Raw genomic sequence first — 15773 nt, forward strand, 5'->3', positions numbered from 1 at the left:
ATATGATGACGACGCAGTGGTGGGACATAGCGCCCCTTGGCTGGGAGAATATCCTGGTCTGTCTGGTGTGTGGCACCCTGGTGGGACTGGAGCGCCAACTGCGCGGCAAGCCGGTTGGCATCCGCACCTCCTCCCTCATCATCCTTGGGACTTACTGCTTTCTCGCCATCGGGGCAGCGGTCAGCCCCGAGAGCGCGGATCAGGCGCGGGTGCTGGGTCAACTCATCACCGGGGTCGGCTTTCTCGGCGCCGGGGTCATGATGACCCGGGATGGCCACGTGCTGGGGGTCACCTCGGCGGCCACCATCTGGATGCTGGCCGCCCTCGGCGCCCTCATCGGCATGGGCATGCTGCACCAGGCGCTGCTGATCACCGGCGTCACCCTGGCCATTCTGGTGGGGGTGGACTATCTGGAGACCAGCTTCAAGAGCCTGCGCCGCGGCGTGCACGACCGGCTGGAGCACTGGCGCAGCGGCGGCACGGCCACCTCTCAGCGGGATGAGCTGGGCAGCGGTATCGAGAAATAATGGCTCGCAACCTGCCATGAAAAAGGGCTCCGTCATGGAGCCCTTTTTTGTGTCCTGTCCACCCTGTCACTGCAACAGCAGGAAGCGCCCGCTCAGGGGTGGCAAGTCCACCGTCACAGTGCCACCGCCGATGGCCAGGCTCTCGCCGCTTTGCAGATCCAGCAGGGCACTGCCGCTGCGCAACTTGCCAACCGGCAGGGCATAGCTCTGGGGGGTGGTGGAGACGTTGAGCAGGTAGACTATCTGCTCCGCCGCCGTCTGCTTGATGTCGCCGTAGATGCTGCCGTCGGCCACCAGCTTGACCCGCTCCCCCTGATAGAGGGCAGGATGCTTGGCCCGCAGCCCCAGCAGCTGGCTCAGCCACTGCTTGAGCTCCGCCTGCTCGCTGCTCGCCACGAAACCGGTGACGCCCGGCACCTTGCCGTCGCTGCGGGCCACGTGATCGTCGCACAATCCCTGGGCCGCGCAGTTATCGGTCACCTGCTTGGCAAAACCCGGCACCTCATCGCCGAACTCCTCACCGTAATAGAGGGTGATGGGGCCGGAGCGGGCCGCCAGGAAGCTGAAGGCCGCCTTGTGGCGCTGCCAGTAGTCCGCCGGGTTGAAGTTGCCGCGCTGAACCAGATCGCCGAAGCGCACCAGATCGTGGTTGCCCAGCATCAGGTTCGGCATGGCGTGGTTGGGGTAATTTTCCACCTTGTTCCAGCTGGCATCGAGCACGCTGGCACCTTGCCCGCCCTTGCCGGATTCCTCCACCGCCAGCGCCTGCATCAGGCCGTAGCGCAGCGGGAAGTCGAATGCCGAGGGCAGCGCCGGATTGTCGCTCGGGCCATAGGCCTCATTGCGGATCTCGTCCGCCCCCTTCCACACTTCCCCCACCAGGTAGCCGAGGGTACCCCACTGCTGACCCGCCGCCTTGCGCGCCGCGCTGGCCTTCTCGACCTCGGCGCGGATGGCGCGCCACTCGTTCAGCCCGAGCTGATAGGCCTGATCCAGCCGCCAGCCGTCTATGCCGTACTGCTCGACCCAGTAGCGCGCCACCTCCTTGAAGTAGGCCAGACTCTCGGGTTTGCCGTAGTCCACCAGCTGGCCGGGGTAACCGGCGCCGCCGCTCTTGAGGGCGGGCAGCCGTCCCTCTGGCGAGGGCTTGCTGACCCCCACCTTGTTGACGTGGCCGAACACCCCGTCGAGGAAGACGTAGAGGCCGCGCTTGTGTGCCTCGTCCACCAGGGTCTTGAGTTGGGCGTTGCTGCCGAAGTTGGGGTCGACGTTGAAGAAGTCACAGGCGAAGTAGCCGGTGGCATCCAGCCTGTCGTCCCCGGCCTGGCCGGCGCAGGAGTCGAACACCGGGGTCAGCCAGATGGCGTTGACGTTGAGGCTCTTGATGTGGTCCAGGCTGGCGATGATCCCCTGCAGATCGCCGTTGTGCTGGGAGGGGCCGTAGCCGACGCCGTAGTTGGCGGCGCCGTCTCCGTCGACGAAGGACTCCACCATCAGCTGATAGGTTCTCAGGTTGCAAGCGGGCTGATCGGCACCGTAGCAGGCGCGGCTGGCCGCCGTCACGGGGGGCTGAGTGATCGGCGGATTGACCACCGGCGGCTCGGTCTCACCACTGGATCCACCGCCCCCGCTGCCGCAGGCCGACAAGAACAAGGCAGCCCCGAGCAGGCCACCATAGCGCAACGTTCCCTGTTTCATTGTTATCTTCCCGCTGTGGAGGTACAGGCGCAGGGTGCGCCTTACTGGGGTCATGATAACCAGCGGGAAAAAACGGGTCTGTGACTGAAAACGTTATCTGGCTCAGTGAGTTAGCCAGCCATTCTCAGTGCGGATTGCGCTCGTTGAAGGCGCTGCGCTCGTCGACGGCCTTGATCAGGTGATAGATCTCCTGGGCGGCCAGCACGCAGCCACCCGGCCACTCCAGCTGATGACGGCGATTGATGAAGACCCGGGCAAAGCTACGCTCCGAGTCGATGGCGGCAAACAGCGGCTGCTCGCGCCAGGGGGTCAGATCCAGCACCCCGGTGGTGCCGTCGGAGATCACCACGAACAGGCACCACCCCTGCAAATACTCAACATCGAGAAAGACCGGCATGATAGCGGCTCCGATTGAGAGACTCCCGCGCCATTATAAGCACGCCCCCTTCCCCGCTTTGCAGTGGGGATCACACTTCTTCCAGCCGTTTATCTCGTACTGGTCCGAGGACTCCGTCACAATAATCCCATTGCAGCGGTGCTGATTGCGTCTTTTTCCTGCCCCAGACGCAACCTTTTCCCGGCCCCATGGTCATATCCCTGCAACATAAAAAAATGCCCGAGGACGGGCATAAAAAATCAGGCTTTTATCAGGAAAAACAATGACAAAAATAAGGAATTGGCTGGGTCCATTTTGGCCCATTGCCATCTTTTCGGTGATCGCGCTCGTCAGCCTCACCGCCAGCCGGGCAGCCCTCGGACTCTGGCAACAGGAGCGCGTCGACGCCGTCGCTGGCTGGTCACAGATGCTGCTGCAGGGATTGCGCGTCGACTTCGCCACCCTCTGCTGGCTGTGGGGCGTCCCCGCGGTCTTCACCCTGCTGCTGGCCGGCCCCCATGCCCTCGGCCGTGCCTGGCTTCTGCTGATCCGGGTCTGGCTGACCCTGGGGCTCTGGCTGATGTTGTTCCTGGAGATCTCCACCCCCTCCTTCGTCACCGAATACGGGGTGCGCCCCAATCGTCTCTACATCGAATACCTCATCTATCCGAAAGAGGTGCTCGCCATGCTGTGGGCCGGTCGCAAGGGGGAACTGCTGCTGGCCCTGGTGTTCAGCCTGCTGACCCTGGGTGGCGGCTGGTGGCTCAGTGGCCGCCTGATGCGCGGACTCAGCTTCCCCCGCTGGTACTTGAGGCCCGCCTTCGCCCTGCTGATCCTGGCCATCGGCTTCCTCGGCGCCCGCTCCAGCCTGGGTCACCGAGCCCTCAACCCCGCCATGGTGGCCTTTGCCAGCGATCCCCTGATCAATGCCCTGGTGGTCAACTCCTCCTACTCCCTGTTCTTCGCCATCAAGCAGATGGGGGCCGAGGAGCACGCCGGTGAATTCTATGGCGAGCTGCCAAGGGAGCGGATCCTGGCGCTGGTGCGCCAGGAGAGCGGCCGCCCGGATCAGGACTTCAGCTCGGAGGCCCTGCCGAGCCAGACCTTCAACGAGGCCAGCTACGGCGGCAAGCCGAAGAACCTGGTGATCCTGTTGCAGGAGAGCCTGGGGGCCCAGTTTGTCGGCTCCCTCGGCGGCCTGCCGCTGACCCCCAATATCGATGCCCTGTCGAAGGAGGGTTGGACCTTCAACCAGCTCTATGCCACCGGCACCCGCTCGGTGCGCGGTATAGAGGCGGTGCTCACCGGCTTCACCCCGACCCCGGCCCAGGCCGTGGTCAAGCTCGGCAAGAGCCAGACCAACTTCTTCACCATCGCGGACTTGCTGAAGCAGAGGGGCTACAGCACCAGCTTCATCTACGGCGGCGAGAGTCACTTCGACAACATGCGCAGCTTCTTCCTCGGCAACGGCTTCAGCCACATCGTCGAGCAGAAAGACTTCGAGAATCCGGTGTTCGAAGGCTCATGGGGCGCCTCGGATGAAGATCTGATGGCCAAGGCGGACGAGACCTTCCGGGCCCTGAGCAAGGAGGGCAAACCCTTCTTCAGCCTGGTGTTCAGCTCCAGCAACCACGATCCGTTCGAGTTCCCGGACGATCGCATCGCGCTCTTTGAGCAGCCCAAGCAGACCCGCAACAACGCCGCCAAGTATGCGGACTACGCCGTCGGTGAATTCTTCAAGAAGGCCCGCCAATCCGACTACTGGAAAGACACCCTGTTCCTGGTCATCGCCGATCACGACAGCCGGGTCGGCGGCGCCAGCCTGGTGCCCATTCCCCGCTTCCACATCCCCGGCGTCATCGTCGGCGAGGGGATCAAGCCCCGCCAGGACGAGCGTGTCGTGAGCCAGATCGACATGGCACCGACCCTGCTCTCCCTGATGGGGATAAGCGCCGACTACCCCATGCTGGGCAAGGATCTGACTCGCATGCCGGACGATTGGCCGGGACGCGCCATCATGCAGTACGACAAGAACTTCGCCCTGATGCGGGGCAAGGACGTGGTGATCCTGCAGCCGGAGCGACCGGCGGAAGGCTATGTCTACGATGCCGTCCGCCAGCAGTTGCTCCCGGCCCCCCAGCCGGACGAGATAAAGGAAATGGCGCTGGGGCTGGTGCTCTGGGGCAGCCTGGCCTACCAGCAGGGGCTCTACCAGACCGCGCCGGACAGCCGGCTCGTGCTGAACTGATGCCAATTTTGCAGACAAAAAAACCGCCGAGTGGCGGTTTTTTATTGCCTCATGCTGCTCAAGGCTGGGTGAAACAAGGCAAGGAGCGGCTGAATCTGTGCTCGAACACCAGAGACGTCTCGAGGTGCACCACCTCTTCCCGCGAGGTGAAGTGATCGAACACGAAGTTGCGCAGGTGCTCGGTGTCGGCGACGCAGAGGTGCACCAGGAAATCGTCCTTGCCCCCCATGTGGAACAGGCTGATCACCTCGGGCAGGGCCAGGATGGCGTCGCGGAACGCATCGATGATCTGCCGGCTGTGACGCGCCAGCTGCAGCGAGACCATGGCCTGGATGTGGCCACCCAGCGCCTGATAGTCCACCTCGCAGTGTGCTCCCTTGAGCACCCCGTCCTGTTGCAGCTTGCGCACCCGCTCCAGGCAGGTGGACGGCGCCACCCCGACCAGGGCCGCCAGATCCTTGTTGGTCATGCCCGCATCGCGAAACAGATGGGCCAGGATGTCCAAGTCCAGTTGATCCAGGTTTCTCATCTCTACTCCTTGCTCGCTCAATTTTTTATAGGCTCTAATTTTTTTAGACTCTGCCCGTAAACCGGGCTGAACACAACGCAGATTGACATCCAGAGCCTGGCCCCTATGCTCTGCCCCGCTCAGGCAAGGCGCCAATGAGTTCATTTGAAACCAGATACCCCCCCCACAAGGATCCCCATGCACCCTTCCCACCCCTTCTGGAGCCTGGAAGTCCCCCGCCTCGACGGCCAGTTGCTGCTGACCCCCTGCCCCGGCACTCAGCAAGTGCCCATGCCGCAAGCCCTCGCCCAGTTGCAACTGGCCGGCGCCCACGCCGTGATCACGCTGATGACGAACGAGGAGCTGGCCGCGCGCGATCTGGCGCAGCTTGGCCAACGGGTGGCCGAGCGTGGCATGAGCTGGTTCCATCTGCCCATCCTGGACGACGAGGCCCCCACCACCGCCTTCGAACAGGCCTGGCAGCAGGCGCTGCCGCAGTTGCTCGCACTGCTGCGGGACGGCAAGCAGCTGGCCATTCACTGCCACGGGGGGAGCGGTCGCACCGGGCTGGTCGCCGCCCTGTTGTTGATGACGCTGGGTCAGCCACAGCGGGAGGCCATGGCCGCCATCCGGGCCCGCCGGCCCAACGCCTTCACCCTGGCCTGCCACCGCCACTGGCTCGATGGCCAGGCGAGACGGCTGCAGGCCGACTGAGCGCGCTCTTATGCCTTGGGCCGCAGGTTGCCCTCCCGTCCGCAGCCAATGAGCTGGCTCGATGACATCTATGCCTTGGGCTGCTCGTAGGTAAACACCTTGCCGATGTCCTCCAGCCGATAGCTGGTGAGCTGATAAACGTAGTAGTTGAGCCAGTTGGAGAACAGCAGGTGGCCATGGCTGCGCCAGCTGGCGCGCGGCGTCTGGCCGGGATCGTTGTTCGGGTAGTAGTTGACCGGGATGACGGGGGTGAGCCCGGCCGCCAGATCCCGCTGATATTCCCCGTCCAGGGTCAGGGCATCGTATTCGGGATGACCGGTGACGAACACCTGGCGGCAATCCTTGGTCGCGGCCAGATAGACCCCGGCCTCCTCGGATTCCGCCAGGATCTGCAAGTCGGTGTGGGCGCGGATCAGATCCCCGTCGAAGGCGGCGTAGCGCGAGTGCGGGGCGACGAACTCGTCGTCGAAGCCGCGCAGCAGCGCCTCGTGATCGTCCAGCCTGTGATGGCGATAAACCCCGGACAGCTTCTCGCCGTGGGTCTGTTTCTCCATGCCATACAACGCCTTGAGCGCCGCCTGCACCGCCCAGCACAGGAACAGGGTCGAGGTCACGTGCTGATGGGACCACTCGATGATCTCGACGATCCGCGGCCAGTAGACCACCTCCTCGAACTCCACCAGCCCGAGCGGCGCCCCGGTGATGATCATGCCGTCATAGTTGTTGCCACGCACCTGCTCGAAGTCGTGATAGAAGTTCTCCAGGTGCGCCTGGGGCGTGTTCCTGGACTCCCGATCGTCGATGCGCAGCAGATCCACGTCCACCTGCAGCGGCGAGTTGGAGAGCATCCGCATCAGCTGGATCTCGGTCTCGATCTTCTTGGGCATCAGGTTGAGGATGAGCACCCGCAGCGGGCGGATGTTCTGGGTGACGGCCCGGGATTCCGTCATCACGAAGATGTTCTCCTGCCCCAGCACTTCGGCGGCGGGCAACTGGTCCGGGATCTTGATCGGCATGCTTACTCCCTGTACTGCATCGGTAAATATGTCTGGACATCTAGAAGCCTATAATAAAGCTTCCGGTCTGTCATCAGATACCTTTTGTATTCACCCAAGCCTTTGACTAGCATACGGCTCTGTGTGTTTCTCGCGCCCGACCCCATGACAGGTATCAAGATCTCGGTGGACCGACTGCAAGTCGGCAATTATGTCTCCCTGCCACTGGGCTGGCGTGATCACCCCTTCCTGTTTTCCAGCTTCAAGCTCAAGAACGAGCAGGAGATCGAGCTCATTCGCCGGCTCGGCCTCAAGCTGGTGACCATCATCCCCGACAAGAGCGACACGCCTCCCAAGCCCCTCGATCAGGTGCAGCCCCCCTCGGCCGATATCGAGACGCTCGCCGCCCGCCAGCACGAGATGCAGCAGGAGAAGGCGCAGCGCATCGAGCAGTTGCAGCGTTATCGCCGGGATCTGCAGCAGTGCGAGAAACAGTTCCAGCAGTCGCTGGCCCAGGTGCGTAATGTGATGAGCAAGGTCCAGTCCCGCCCCCTCAACGCCATTCACGAGGCGCAGGAGCTGATCAGCACCATGACCGAGCAACTGCTGTCGGTGGACGAGATGGTGCTGCACCTGGTTTCCGACAGCGAGGATGGCAACAGCCTGCAGTGTCACTCCCTCAACGTCAGCGTGCTCAGCATGCTGCTGGCGAGGGAATGCAAGCTGCCGGCCGAGACCATCCGCCAGATCGGCATGGGGGCGCTGTTTCACGACATCGGCAAGCTGAAGCTGCCGAGCCAGATCCTGCGCAAGACCGAGCCGCTGACCAAACCGGAGCAGAACCTGATGGCCCTGCACCCGCGCTACGGTCTGGATCTGCTCAACCTGGCCAAGGATTTTCCAGCGGAGGCGAAAAACATTGTGCGCTATCACCACGAGTACCTGGATGGCAGCGGGCTAGAGGGGCTCAAGGGCGGGCAGATCGATCAACTGACCCAGATAGTGTCCCTCATCAACGAGTACGACAACCTCTGCCACCTGCAGGCCAAGGTGCCCTACTCGGCCCTCGGCAGTCTCTACAAACAGCGCAAGGCCCAGTTCAATACCGACTACCTCGGCATGCTGATCCGGCTGATGGGGATCTACCCGCCGGGCAGCGTGGTGCAGCTCTCCAACGGCCAGCTGGGGCTGGTGATGTCGGTCAACAGCTCCCGCCTGCTCTACCCCGCGGTGCTGGTGTACGATCCGCGCATCCCGCGCCAGGAGGCGGCCATCATCGATCTCGAGCAGGCCGAGCTCAGCATCGCCAAGGTGATCCATCCCAGGCGCCTGCCCCCCGCGGTGTTCGAGTACCTCAACCCGCGCACCCGGATCAGCTATTACTTCGAGCACGGCAAGCCCTGATCTGCCCGTGCCGCCCGTCCCCTGTTTCAAGGAGTTTGCATGCGTATCGAGATCATCAGCACCGGCGATGAGATAGTGACCGGCCTGGTGGTGGACACCAACGCCGCCTGGCTCAGCGCCCTGCTGCTGGAGCAGGGCTGGCAGGTGCGCCGCCGCGCCACCGTGGGGGACAACCTCGCGGATCTGACCGCCCTGTTGCAGGAGAGCGCCAGCCGCGCCGAGGTGGTGCTGGTGTGTGGCGGGCTAGGCCCCACCGCCGACGATCTCACCGCCCAGGCGGCGGCCGAGGCATTTGCCCGGCCGCTGACCCTGTACCCGGACTGGCTCGCCACTATCGAAGCGCGCTACGCCAGCCGGGGCCGCCCCATGCCACAGAGCAATGCCAAGCAGGCCTGGCTGCCGCTGGGCTGCGACGTCCTGGACAACCCGGTCGGCACCGCCTGCGGCTTCCTGGTCCAGCATCAGGCCAGCCACGGCCTGAGCCAGCTGTTCTTCACCCCGGGCGTGCCGTTCGAATTCAAGCAGATGGTGCGCGAGCAGATACTGCCGCGCCTCAAACGGCTGGCCGGGGATCAGACCGACACCGAGCTGCGCCGCTTCTACAGCTTCGGCATCTCGGAGTCGGCCCTGTCAGACAAGCTGGACGCCAGCCCCTGGCCTGCCGGCATCGAGCTCGGCTATCGCTCCTCCATGCCGCTGATCGAGCTGAAACTCATCGGCCACGGGGCGAGCGCGGCCGACATGGATGCCGCCGAAAGTCGACTGCTGGGGGAAATTGCCCCCTGGCTGGTGGGACGGGGAGACGAGGAGCCGGCGCGGCAGATCCTGGCCCTGCTGGGGGATCGCAAGTTGACCCTGCTGGAGGGAGAGAGTCGGGGCGCCCTGCTCGGCCTCTGCCATGAACATCCCCAACTGCAGGCGCACTTCGATGGGCGATTCCCGAATGAGCTGACGCAGTTAACCGGCACGGACGAAGGGCTGAGCCTGACCATAGGCGGTGCGGGAGCGGACGGTGTGCCGCTGCTGCTGTGTGCCGATGGCCAACGGATCGGCCAGACCCTGCGGGTCAGCCACCCGGATCCCGAGAGCGGCCGCAAGATCCTCGCCTTCGCCGCCCTCGACATGCTGCGCCGCCACCTGCTGGGACTGCCGGTGATCGCCGACTACCTCACCCTGGCCAGAACCGCGCAGCGCCACGGCTAAGTCCCCTCATCCCCCGCCCTTCCCCTCTCTCACGAGGGGTGCAGCGCTCGGCCTGGACCGAGCGCTGCAACGCCAGACCCATTCACCGAGACCCCATAGGCGGGATATTTCCGCGATCTAGAGTGCCGTCAGGCGGGCGAGCGCACTGAAGGCCTGCCCGCCATTCACCCAATAGCCCGCCAGCGCCAGGGTCAGCAGACAGAACGCCGTCTCATAGCCACTGCCGCTCTTGAGCGGCAAAAAAGGCAGGCGATAGCGCTGGCGCAGGGGCCAGAACAGGGGGATGCCCGCCGGGGTGAGCCAGTCCCCGAGCAGATGGCTCAGGTAGCCGATGATCAGCGCATCCTTCACCACCGAGGAGAGCGCCCCCGGCAGCTGAAATTGCCCCAGCCCCCATATCCCGACACCGACCGCCAGCAGGCTGTGGGTGAAACCACGGTGACCGAACAGGCGGGAGAGCGGCCCCGAGATCCAGGGCAACCGGCGCCCGAGCAGGGAGTTGGGGTGATCGAGATCCGGCAACAGGGCGCTGGCCAGGGCCACGGGCACCAGCTGCCAGAGGCTGGCATCGGCCAGGGCCGGGGTGAGTTGCAACTGATGGGCGAGCAGGGTGCAGGTAACGGAAAACAGCAGGTGGCCTTGGGCGGTCATGGATTGGTTCGATGCAGCAAGAGATGGACGGATGCGATGCCGGCCCGGCGAGACCGGGCGGCAGATTAGAATCCCTCCCACCGTAATGAGCAAGACGAATGTTGCTAAAACCTCACTTTCGCAGTCATTAATTCCAAAAAACACCCATATCACACGTCAATTGCGACTCATACAGCACCAGACTCACCGCCAGGCCAGGGGTCGGGCGGCCTGAGGAAGTTGGCCCCCCCAGGTCAATCCAGGCTCTTCTTGAAGCGGTGGGCGGCCAGGGTCAGCATCAGCAGGGTGAAACCCAGCAGCCAGAGCACGTCCGGCAGCAGATCCCCCATGTCGCCCCCCCTCAATACGATGCCTCTGATGAGCCGCATGAAGTGGGTGGCGGGCAGCACCTCGGCGATCCACTGGGCCGGGGCCGGCATCCCCTCGTAGGGGAACATGAAGCCCGACAGCAAGATGGAGGGCAGCAGGATGAACACCGTCATCTGCATCGCCTGCAACTGGGTCTGGGCCAGGGTGGAGATGAGCAGCCCCAACGTCAGACTGGCGGCGATGAACAGCAGGGTCGCCAGCAGCACCTGGCTCAGGGCGCCGTTGATCGGCACCGAGAAGATGAAGTGACCGAGACCGAGGATGATGACGACCTGGATCAGCCCCACCCCGATGTAGGGCAGGATCTTGCCGATCATCAGCTCCATCGAGCCCACCGGGGTGGTGATGAGCAGCTCCAGATTGCCGCGCTCGCGCTCGCGCACTATGGCCGCCGAGGTGAACATGATCATGGTCATGGTGAGGATCACCCCGAGCAGGCCGGGCACTATGTTGACCGCCGAGCGGCGGGCCGGGTTGAAGTAGAGCACCGTCTCGAAGGTAGGGGGGGCAGGCTTGAGATCGGGCTTGAACGCGGTCAGCGGCATGGTACGCAGGGCCAGCAGGGCGCTTGCTATCATGGTGTCCGAGCCATCCACCAGCCACTGGCCTGCGGTCTCACCGGCGCTGAGGCGGCGGGTCAGATCGCTTGGCAACACCAGCACGGCCCGCACCTCTCCCCGGGTCAGGGCGGCTTCGGCCTGCTGGATGCCGACGTAACGCTGCTGGACACTCACCACCTGGCTCGCCTCGACCGCCTCCACCAGCAGCCGTCCCGGCACGCTCTGGCTCATGTCCACCAGCCCGGCCGGGATGTGGCGCACGTCCGAGTTGATGGCGTAACCAAACAGCAGCAGCTGGATCAGCGGGATCATCACCACCATGCCGAACGTCAGCCTGTCCCGCGACAACTGCCTCAGTTCCTTCTGGGTAATGGCCCAGAGCCGCCGCAGACCGTTCATCGGCTCACTCCTTCAGTGAAGTACCACGGGATCATCACCGCCCTAGTACCGAAGGTCAGCCTGCCCCGCGACAACTGCCTCAGCTCCTTCTGGGTAATGGCCCAGAGCCGCCGCAGACCGTTCATCGGCTCACTCCTTCAGTGAAGTACCACGGGATCATCACCGCCCGAGTACCGAAGGTCAGCCTGCCCCGCGACAACTGCCTCAGTTCCTTCTGGGTAATGGCCCAGAGCCGCCGCAGACCGTTCATGCCCTTGGCTCCTGACCGGTGCAGCTGACAAACACATCTTCCAGGCTCGGCCTGACCAGGGCCATGGCGGCACCGGCCAGAGCCGGACAGGCCTGCTGCAGCCAGGGCACGGGATCCGCCAGCGACTTGTCCACCAGCACCCGCAACCGCTGGCCAAGCTGGGCGGCGGAACGCACCGGCGCCAGTTGCAACAGCTGCTGCTTGAGCAACCTCAGATCTTCCGCCTGCACCTCAACGACCCGAGTGCTCATGGCCTCCATCAGCGCCTGGGGCGAGCCCTGGGCCCGCACCTTGCCCGCCTCCATGATGGCGAGCCCGTGGCAGCGCTCCGCCTCGTCCATGTAGTGGGTGGTGACCAGAATGGTGGTGCCCGCTTCGCTGAGATCGAACAGCTTCTCCCAGAAGTCGCGCCGGTTCTGGGGATCCACCGCCGAGGTGGGTTCGTCCAGCAGCAGCAGGTCGGGGTGGTGGATCACCGCCGCCGCCAGCGCCAACCGCTGCTTCTGGCCGCCACTCATGGCCCCCGCCCGGCGCGTCGCCAGCGCCGTCAGCTCATAGGTAGCGAGCAGCTCACGCAATCTGGCGATCAAGGACGCGCCGCTCATGCCGTGAATGCGCCCCATGAACTCCAGGTTCTCCCAGCCGGTCAGCTCGTCGTAGAGGGAGAACTTCTGGGTCATGTAGCCGATGCGACGGCGCAGCGCCTCGGCTTGCTTCGGGATGGCGAGCCCCAGCACCTCGATCTCCCCGCTGGAGGGGGTGAGCAGGCCGGTCAGCATGCGCAGGGTGGTGGACTTGCCGCAGCCGTTGGGGCCGAGAAAGCCGTGGATCTGGCCGCCGGGGACGCTCAGGTCCAGCCCGTCCACCGCCAGAAAATCGCCGAAACGGCGGCTCACCCCCTGCGCCCGGATCGCGAACTCATTCATCGCCGGGCTCCGCTTGCAGAGGCAGGCCGCTCGGCAACGCTTGTGCGCTCGGCAAGTCTATCTCCGCCAGATAGACCAGCCGGGCCCTGTCCTGCTCGTTGAGGGCGTAGTAGGGGGTGAAGGCAGGCTCCCTGGAGATCCAGCGCAGCCGGCCGGTGAAGGGCTCTGGCACGCCGTCCACCCGCACCCGGATGGACTGGCCAATCTGATAACGGGCAAGGGAAGGCTCGGGGACATAGACCCGGGCATAGGGGGCCTGATCCGCCTGGATGGCCGCCAATACGGCGCCGACCGCGACGCGCTCCCCCAGGTTGTAAGGCAGGCTGTCGAGGCGACCGCTGCGAGTGGCGGTGATGGTGAGATCTGCCAGCTCCCGCTCGGCCAGCGCCACATCGGCCCTGGCCGCCGCCAGCTTGGCGCTGGCCTCGTCGATGTCTTCGGCCCGCACGCCCCGACTCAACTTGTCGAGCTGCTGATGGGCGCCGTCACGTTCGGCCAGGGCGCCGTCACGATCGGCGCGCGCCTTGTCGAGCTCGGAGGGGCTCTGCAGTTTCTGTGCGACCAGCCGTGCGGTGCGCTGGAAGCTGCGCTCCGCCTCCCTGAGATTGGCCTCTGCCTTGTCGAGGCTGGCGCGGGCGGCGGCGATGTCCTCCGGCCGCTCGCCATTGGTCATGCGGGCCAGGGCCGCCCTGGCGCTCGCCTCCTCGGCCCGGGCTCGGGCCAGCACCGCCTGTTGACGACGATCGTCGAGCCGCACCAGCAGAGTGCCCTCCTCCACCTGGCTCCCCTCCGCCACCGGCAGGGCGCGGATTATCTCGTTGGCAGTGGCGGTCAGCAGCACCCGATCCCGCTCCAGGGTCCCCAGCGCCATGTCCTGGCGATCGGGCTGGCAGCCAGTGAGCAGACTGCCGACCATCAGGGGCAGGACGATGGACAGCAAGATCCGCAACAAGGGGGAACGCAGCATGGGATTCCTCGCACGGGCCGTCATCGCATTGCGCCGGCGGCCTCACAGATAGGGATGGAGCCAATTGATATGGCTATCGCCAGCATACCCTCCGTCACGAACAATTTCCTCAGTCCAGCTCACTCATTTGAGCTCAGCTCGTTGACCCGGAAAGAGAAATGCCAGAATACTGCGGTTCAGGGCCGCCAAGAGGGCAAGCCGGATTTGGGCAACGAGGGAGGATCCCGGTGTTAAGCAAAGAGTGGTTTCAGCTGTCGACGGACATGACCTATGTCTGCCTGCGCATCGCCCCCGGCCTGGTCCAGCCCGTCACCGAGGCCGACGTTCAGACCCTGTTACACGTCTCCAACTGCCGGCGCTACCAGCCCCTGACCGAGGGGATCCGCCAGGCCGTCGCCCTGCTCAACGCCCTGCTGACCGAGCCGGATGTCCCCTCCCATGCCCCCGTCCCCATCGCCCAGCGCCAGGATGCCCGGCTGCTGATCCAAGTCGAGCAGGACAAGATGAGCGCCAGCGCCCAGATCACCGCGGACTGGGGCGGCCAGCCCCTTACCCTGAGCCAGCTGCAGGAGGCCGTCGCGGCCAGCGAGATCCGGCAGGGGCTCGACGAGCCCCGGCTCGCCGCCCTCATACAGGCGGCGCGGGAAGCCGCCCCCGGCGCCCGGCTCAGACCCGTCATCGCGCTGGGCAGGGCAGTCGAACACGGCCTGGATACCCGGCTCGAGCGGCTGGTGGAGACCCCGGCCGAACGGATCCTCAAGCCCCAGGAGCGGGACCATGGCAAGGTGGACATGCGCGATCTCGGCACCCTGCTCACCGTCAAGGCGGGCACGGCGCTGATGCGGCGCCACCCCCCGACCCGGGGGATCGACGGTTTCACCGTGACGGGCCAGACGCTGCCGGCCAGGGCGGGCAAGGAGAGCCCCATGACGGCGGGAGAAGGCACCTGCCTCGGCCCCGAGGATCCGGATCTGCTGCTGGCGACCCGCCCCGGCCTGCCCTGTCAGGAGCGGGCCGGCATGAGAGTCGACGAGGTGCTGAGCGTCAAGCAGGTGGATATTCGCCACGGCCACGTCATCTTCGAAGGTTCGCTGCTGGTCACCGGCGACGTCATGCCCGGTATGAGGATCAAGACCAGCGGCGACGTGGTGATAGGTGGCTTCGTCGAGGGCGGCTACATTGAATCGGGCGGCACCATCACGGTGCGCAACGGCATCATAGGCCGCAAGCAGGAGGAGGATGAGTACCTGTGCCACCTGAACGCGGGGGGCGAGATCCACGCCAGCTATGCCCAGTACGCCAGGCTGGAGGCCGATGGCGACATCCATATCCTGAGTCAGCTCAGCCACAGCTACTGCCGCAGCGGTCAGGATCTCAAGGTCGGGGACAGCGCCATGCGCAAGGGCCACCTGATAGGCGGCATCAACATCGCCAATCGGCTGATCATGGCCCCCGTGCTCGGCGCCTCGGCGCAGAACCGGACACGGCTGCAGATCCTCGGCGGCTACTTCAGTCACAAGGAGCAGGAGCAGGTCCTGCGCCAACGCAAACAGGGGTGCCGCGAGCAGCTCGACAAGCTGCAGGATCTGATCCTCAGGCTGCTGCAACTGCCCACAGAGAAGCGCAATCCCGCGACCCTGCAGAAGATCAAGGCGCTGCGCCGCCAGCAGCTCGATGAGAGCCACTCCCTCGACGAACAGCTGACGACGGTGCAGGCCGAATTGCAGACGCTGATGGCCAACATGGACATCATCGCCACCCAGCGGCTGTTCCCCGGCGTCGAGGTGGAGATGGCCCACTATCACAACAGGGTCGACATAGAGCACGGCCCTATCCACTTCGTCATCCGGGAAGATCAGCTGCAACTGACCCCCTATCAGGGCCACCGCTGAGGGCCGCCTACCCACTTCCCGAGGCGGGATGACGGCATGGCGTGATCCCGGCGGCGATTTTCGCTACACTCGGCCTCCCCCAGGCC

At 64.9% G+C, this 15773-nt stretch carries 14 protein-coding genes; 6 read left to right on the top strand and 8 right to left on the bottom strand.

Annotated features, from left to right (window positions below):
• Positions 1-2: 2 nt before the first annotated feature.
• Positions 3-527, top strand: a complete 525-nt coding sequence (locus ACZ9IL_RS15775; protein WP_476004337.1) for an MgtC/SapB family protein — start codon at positions 3-5, stop codon at positions 525-527.
• A 66-nt stretch (positions 528-593) separates the two neighbouring features.
• Here ACZ9IL_RS15775 and ACZ9IL_RS15780 read toward each other — a convergent pair whose 3' ends face one another.
• Positions 594-2225, bottom strand: a complete 1632-nt coding sequence (locus ACZ9IL_RS15780) for an alpha-amylase family glycosyl hydrolase (protein ID WP_476004338.1) — start codon at positions 2223-2225, stop codon at positions 594-596.
• 124 nt (positions 2226-2349) lie between these two features.
• Positions 2350-2622, bottom strand: coding sequence for a DUF2442 domain-containing protein (locus tag ACZ9IL_RS15785; protein WP_476004339.1), 273 nt, complete (start codon positions 2620-2622; stop codon positions 2350-2352).
• A 262-nt stretch (positions 2623-2884) separates the two neighbouring features.
• On the opposite strand from ACZ9IL_RS15785, the gene ACZ9IL_RS15790 reads away from it, so the two are divergent.
• The gene (locus tag ACZ9IL_RS15790; protein ID WP_476004340.1) at positions 2885-4849 is read left to right on the top strand and encodes an LTA synthase family protein; all 1965 of its coding nucleotides are present in this window, start codon (positions 2885-2887) and stop codon (positions 4847-4849) included.
• 58 nt (positions 4850-4907) lie between these two features.
• On the opposite strand, the gene ACZ9IL_RS15795 is transcribed toward ACZ9IL_RS15790, so the two are convergent.
• Positions 4908-5378 carry an Lrp/AsnC family transcriptional regulator gene (locus ACZ9IL_RS15795; protein ID WP_033131470.1) on the bottom strand — a complete coding sequence of 157 codons (471 nt, stop codon included), beginning with the start codon at positions 5376-5378 and terminating at the stop codon, positions 4908-4910.
• A gap of 177 nt (positions 5379-5555) precedes the next feature.
• On the opposite strand from ACZ9IL_RS15795, the gene ACZ9IL_RS15800 reads away from it, so the two are divergent.
• Entirely contained in the window at positions 5556-6071 is a 516-nt protein-coding gene (locus ACZ9IL_RS15800) for a phosphatase domain-containing protein (protein ID WP_476004341.1), read from the top strand.
• A 68-nt stretch (positions 6072-6139) separates the two neighbouring features.
• Here the strand turns inward: ACZ9IL_RS15800 and metA are convergent, their stop codons facing one another.
• Complete coding sequence (gene metA / locus ACZ9IL_RS15805) at positions 6140-7087, bottom strand: homoserine O-succinyltransferase MetA (RefSeq protein ID WP_476004342.1); 948 nt, start codon at positions 7085-7087, stop codon at positions 6140-6142.
• A 144-nt stretch (positions 7088-7231) separates the two neighbouring features.
• On the opposite strand from metA, the gene ACZ9IL_RS15810 reads away from it, so the two are divergent.
• The gene (locus tag ACZ9IL_RS15810) at positions 7232-8470 is read left to right on the top strand and encodes an HD-GYP domain-containing protein (RefSeq protein WP_476004343.1); all 1239 of its coding nucleotides are present in this window, start codon (positions 7232-7234) and stop codon (positions 8468-8470) included.
• A 39-nt stretch (positions 8471-8509) separates the two neighbouring features.
• Positions 8510-9673, top strand: a complete 1164-nt coding sequence (locus ACZ9IL_RS15815) for a CinA family nicotinamide mononucleotide deamidase-related protein (RefSeq protein WP_476004344.1) — start codon at positions 8510-8512, stop codon at positions 9671-9673.
• 117 nt (positions 9674-9790) lie between these two features.
• Here ACZ9IL_RS15815 and ACZ9IL_RS15820 read toward each other — a convergent pair whose 3' ends face one another.
• From ACZ9IL_RS15820 to ACZ9IL_RS15835, 4 genes are all read right to left on the bottom strand, one after another.
• Positions 9791-10324 carry a metal-dependent hydrolase gene (locus tag ACZ9IL_RS15820; protein ID WP_476004345.1) on the bottom strand — a complete coding sequence of 178 codons (534 nt, stop codon included), beginning with the start codon at positions 10322-10324 and terminating at the stop codon, positions 9791-9793.
• 233 nt (positions 10325-10557) lie between these two features.
• Positions 10558-11652, bottom strand: a complete 1095-nt coding sequence (locus tag ACZ9IL_RS15825) for an ABC transporter permease (RefSeq protein WP_476004346.1) — start codon at positions 11650-11652, stop codon at positions 10558-10560.
• 246 nt (positions 11653-11898) lie between these two features.
• Positions 11899-12828 carry an ABC transporter ATP-binding protein gene (locus tag ACZ9IL_RS15830; RefSeq protein WP_476004347.1) on the bottom strand — a complete coding sequence of 310 codons (930 nt, stop codon included), beginning with the start codon at positions 12826-12828 and terminating at the stop codon, positions 11899-11901.
• The gene (locus ACZ9IL_RS15835; RefSeq protein WP_476004348.1) at positions 12821-13795 is read right to left on the bottom strand and encodes an HlyD family secretion protein; all 975 of its coding nucleotides are present in this window, start codon (positions 13793-13795) and stop codon (positions 12821-12823) included. The genes ACZ9IL_RS15830 and ACZ9IL_RS15835 overlap by 8 nt, the downstream gene beginning before the upstream one ends.
• 227 nt (positions 13796-14022) lie before the next feature.
• Here ACZ9IL_RS15835 and ACZ9IL_RS15840 point away from each other — a divergent pair, with 227 nt between their 5' ends.
• Positions 14023-15687: a DUF342 domain-containing protein gene (locus ACZ9IL_RS15840; protein ID WP_476004349.1), complete on the top strand. Its 1665-nt coding sequence runs from the start codon at positions 14023-14025 to the stop codon at positions 15685-15687.
• The last annotated feature ends 86 nt before the right edge of the window (positions 15688-15773 follow it).

This window comes from Aeromonas sp. TECH754 (assembly GCF_056279295.1).

Excerpts from the sequence above, each read along its gene's own strand:
- ACZ9IL_RS15775 (WP_476004337.1), top strand. The coding sequence starts at position 3 with ATGATGACGACGCAGTGGTGGGACATAGCGCCCCTTGGCTGGGAGAAT.
- ACZ9IL_RS15780 (WP_476004338.1), bottom strand. The coding sequence starts at position 2,225 with ATGAAACAGGGAACGTTGCGCTATGGTGGCCTGCTCGGGGCTGCCTTG.
- ACZ9IL_RS15785 (WP_476004339.1), bottom strand. The coding sequence starts at position 2,622 with ATGCCGGTCTTTCTCGATGTTGAGTATTTGCAGGGGTGGTGCCTGTTC.
- ACZ9IL_RS15790 (WP_476004340.1), top strand. The coding sequence starts at position 2,885 with ATGACAAAAATAAGGAATTGGCTGGGTCCATTTTGGCCCATTGCCATC.
- ACZ9IL_RS15795 (WP_033131470.1), bottom strand. The coding sequence starts at position 5,378 with ATGAGAAACCTGGATCAACTGGACTTGGACATCCTGGCCCATCTGTTT.
- ACZ9IL_RS15800 (WP_476004341.1), top strand. The coding sequence starts at position 5,556 with ATGCACCCTTCCCACCCCTTCTGGAGCCTGGAAGTCCCCCGCCTCGAC.
- metA (WP_476004342.1), bottom strand. The coding sequence starts at position 7,087 with ATGCCGATCAAGATCCCGGACCAGTTGCCCGCCGCCGAAGTGCTGGGG.
- ACZ9IL_RS15810 (WP_476004343.1), top strand. The coding sequence starts at position 7,232 with ATGACAGGTATCAAGATCTCGGTGGACCGACTGCAAGTCGGCAATTAT.
- ACZ9IL_RS15815 (WP_476004344.1), top strand. The coding sequence starts at position 8,510 with ATGCGTATCGAGATCATCAGCACCGGCGATGAGATAGTGACCGGCCTG.
- ACZ9IL_RS15820 (WP_476004345.1), bottom strand. The coding sequence starts at position 10,324 with ATGACCGCCCAAGGCCACCTGCTGTTTTCCGTTACCTGCACCCTGCTC.
- ACZ9IL_RS15825 (WP_476004346.1), bottom strand. The coding sequence starts at position 11,652 with ATGAACGGTCTGCGGCGGCTCTGGGCCATTACCCAGAAGGAACTGAGG.
- ACZ9IL_RS15830 (WP_476004347.1), bottom strand. The coding sequence starts at position 12,828 with ATGAATGAGTTCGCGATCCGGGCGCAGGGGGTGAGCCGCCGTTTCGGC.
- ACZ9IL_RS15835 (WP_476004348.1), bottom strand. The coding sequence starts at position 13,795 with ATGCTGCGTTCCCCCTTGTTGCGGATCTTGCTGTCCATCGTCCTGCCC.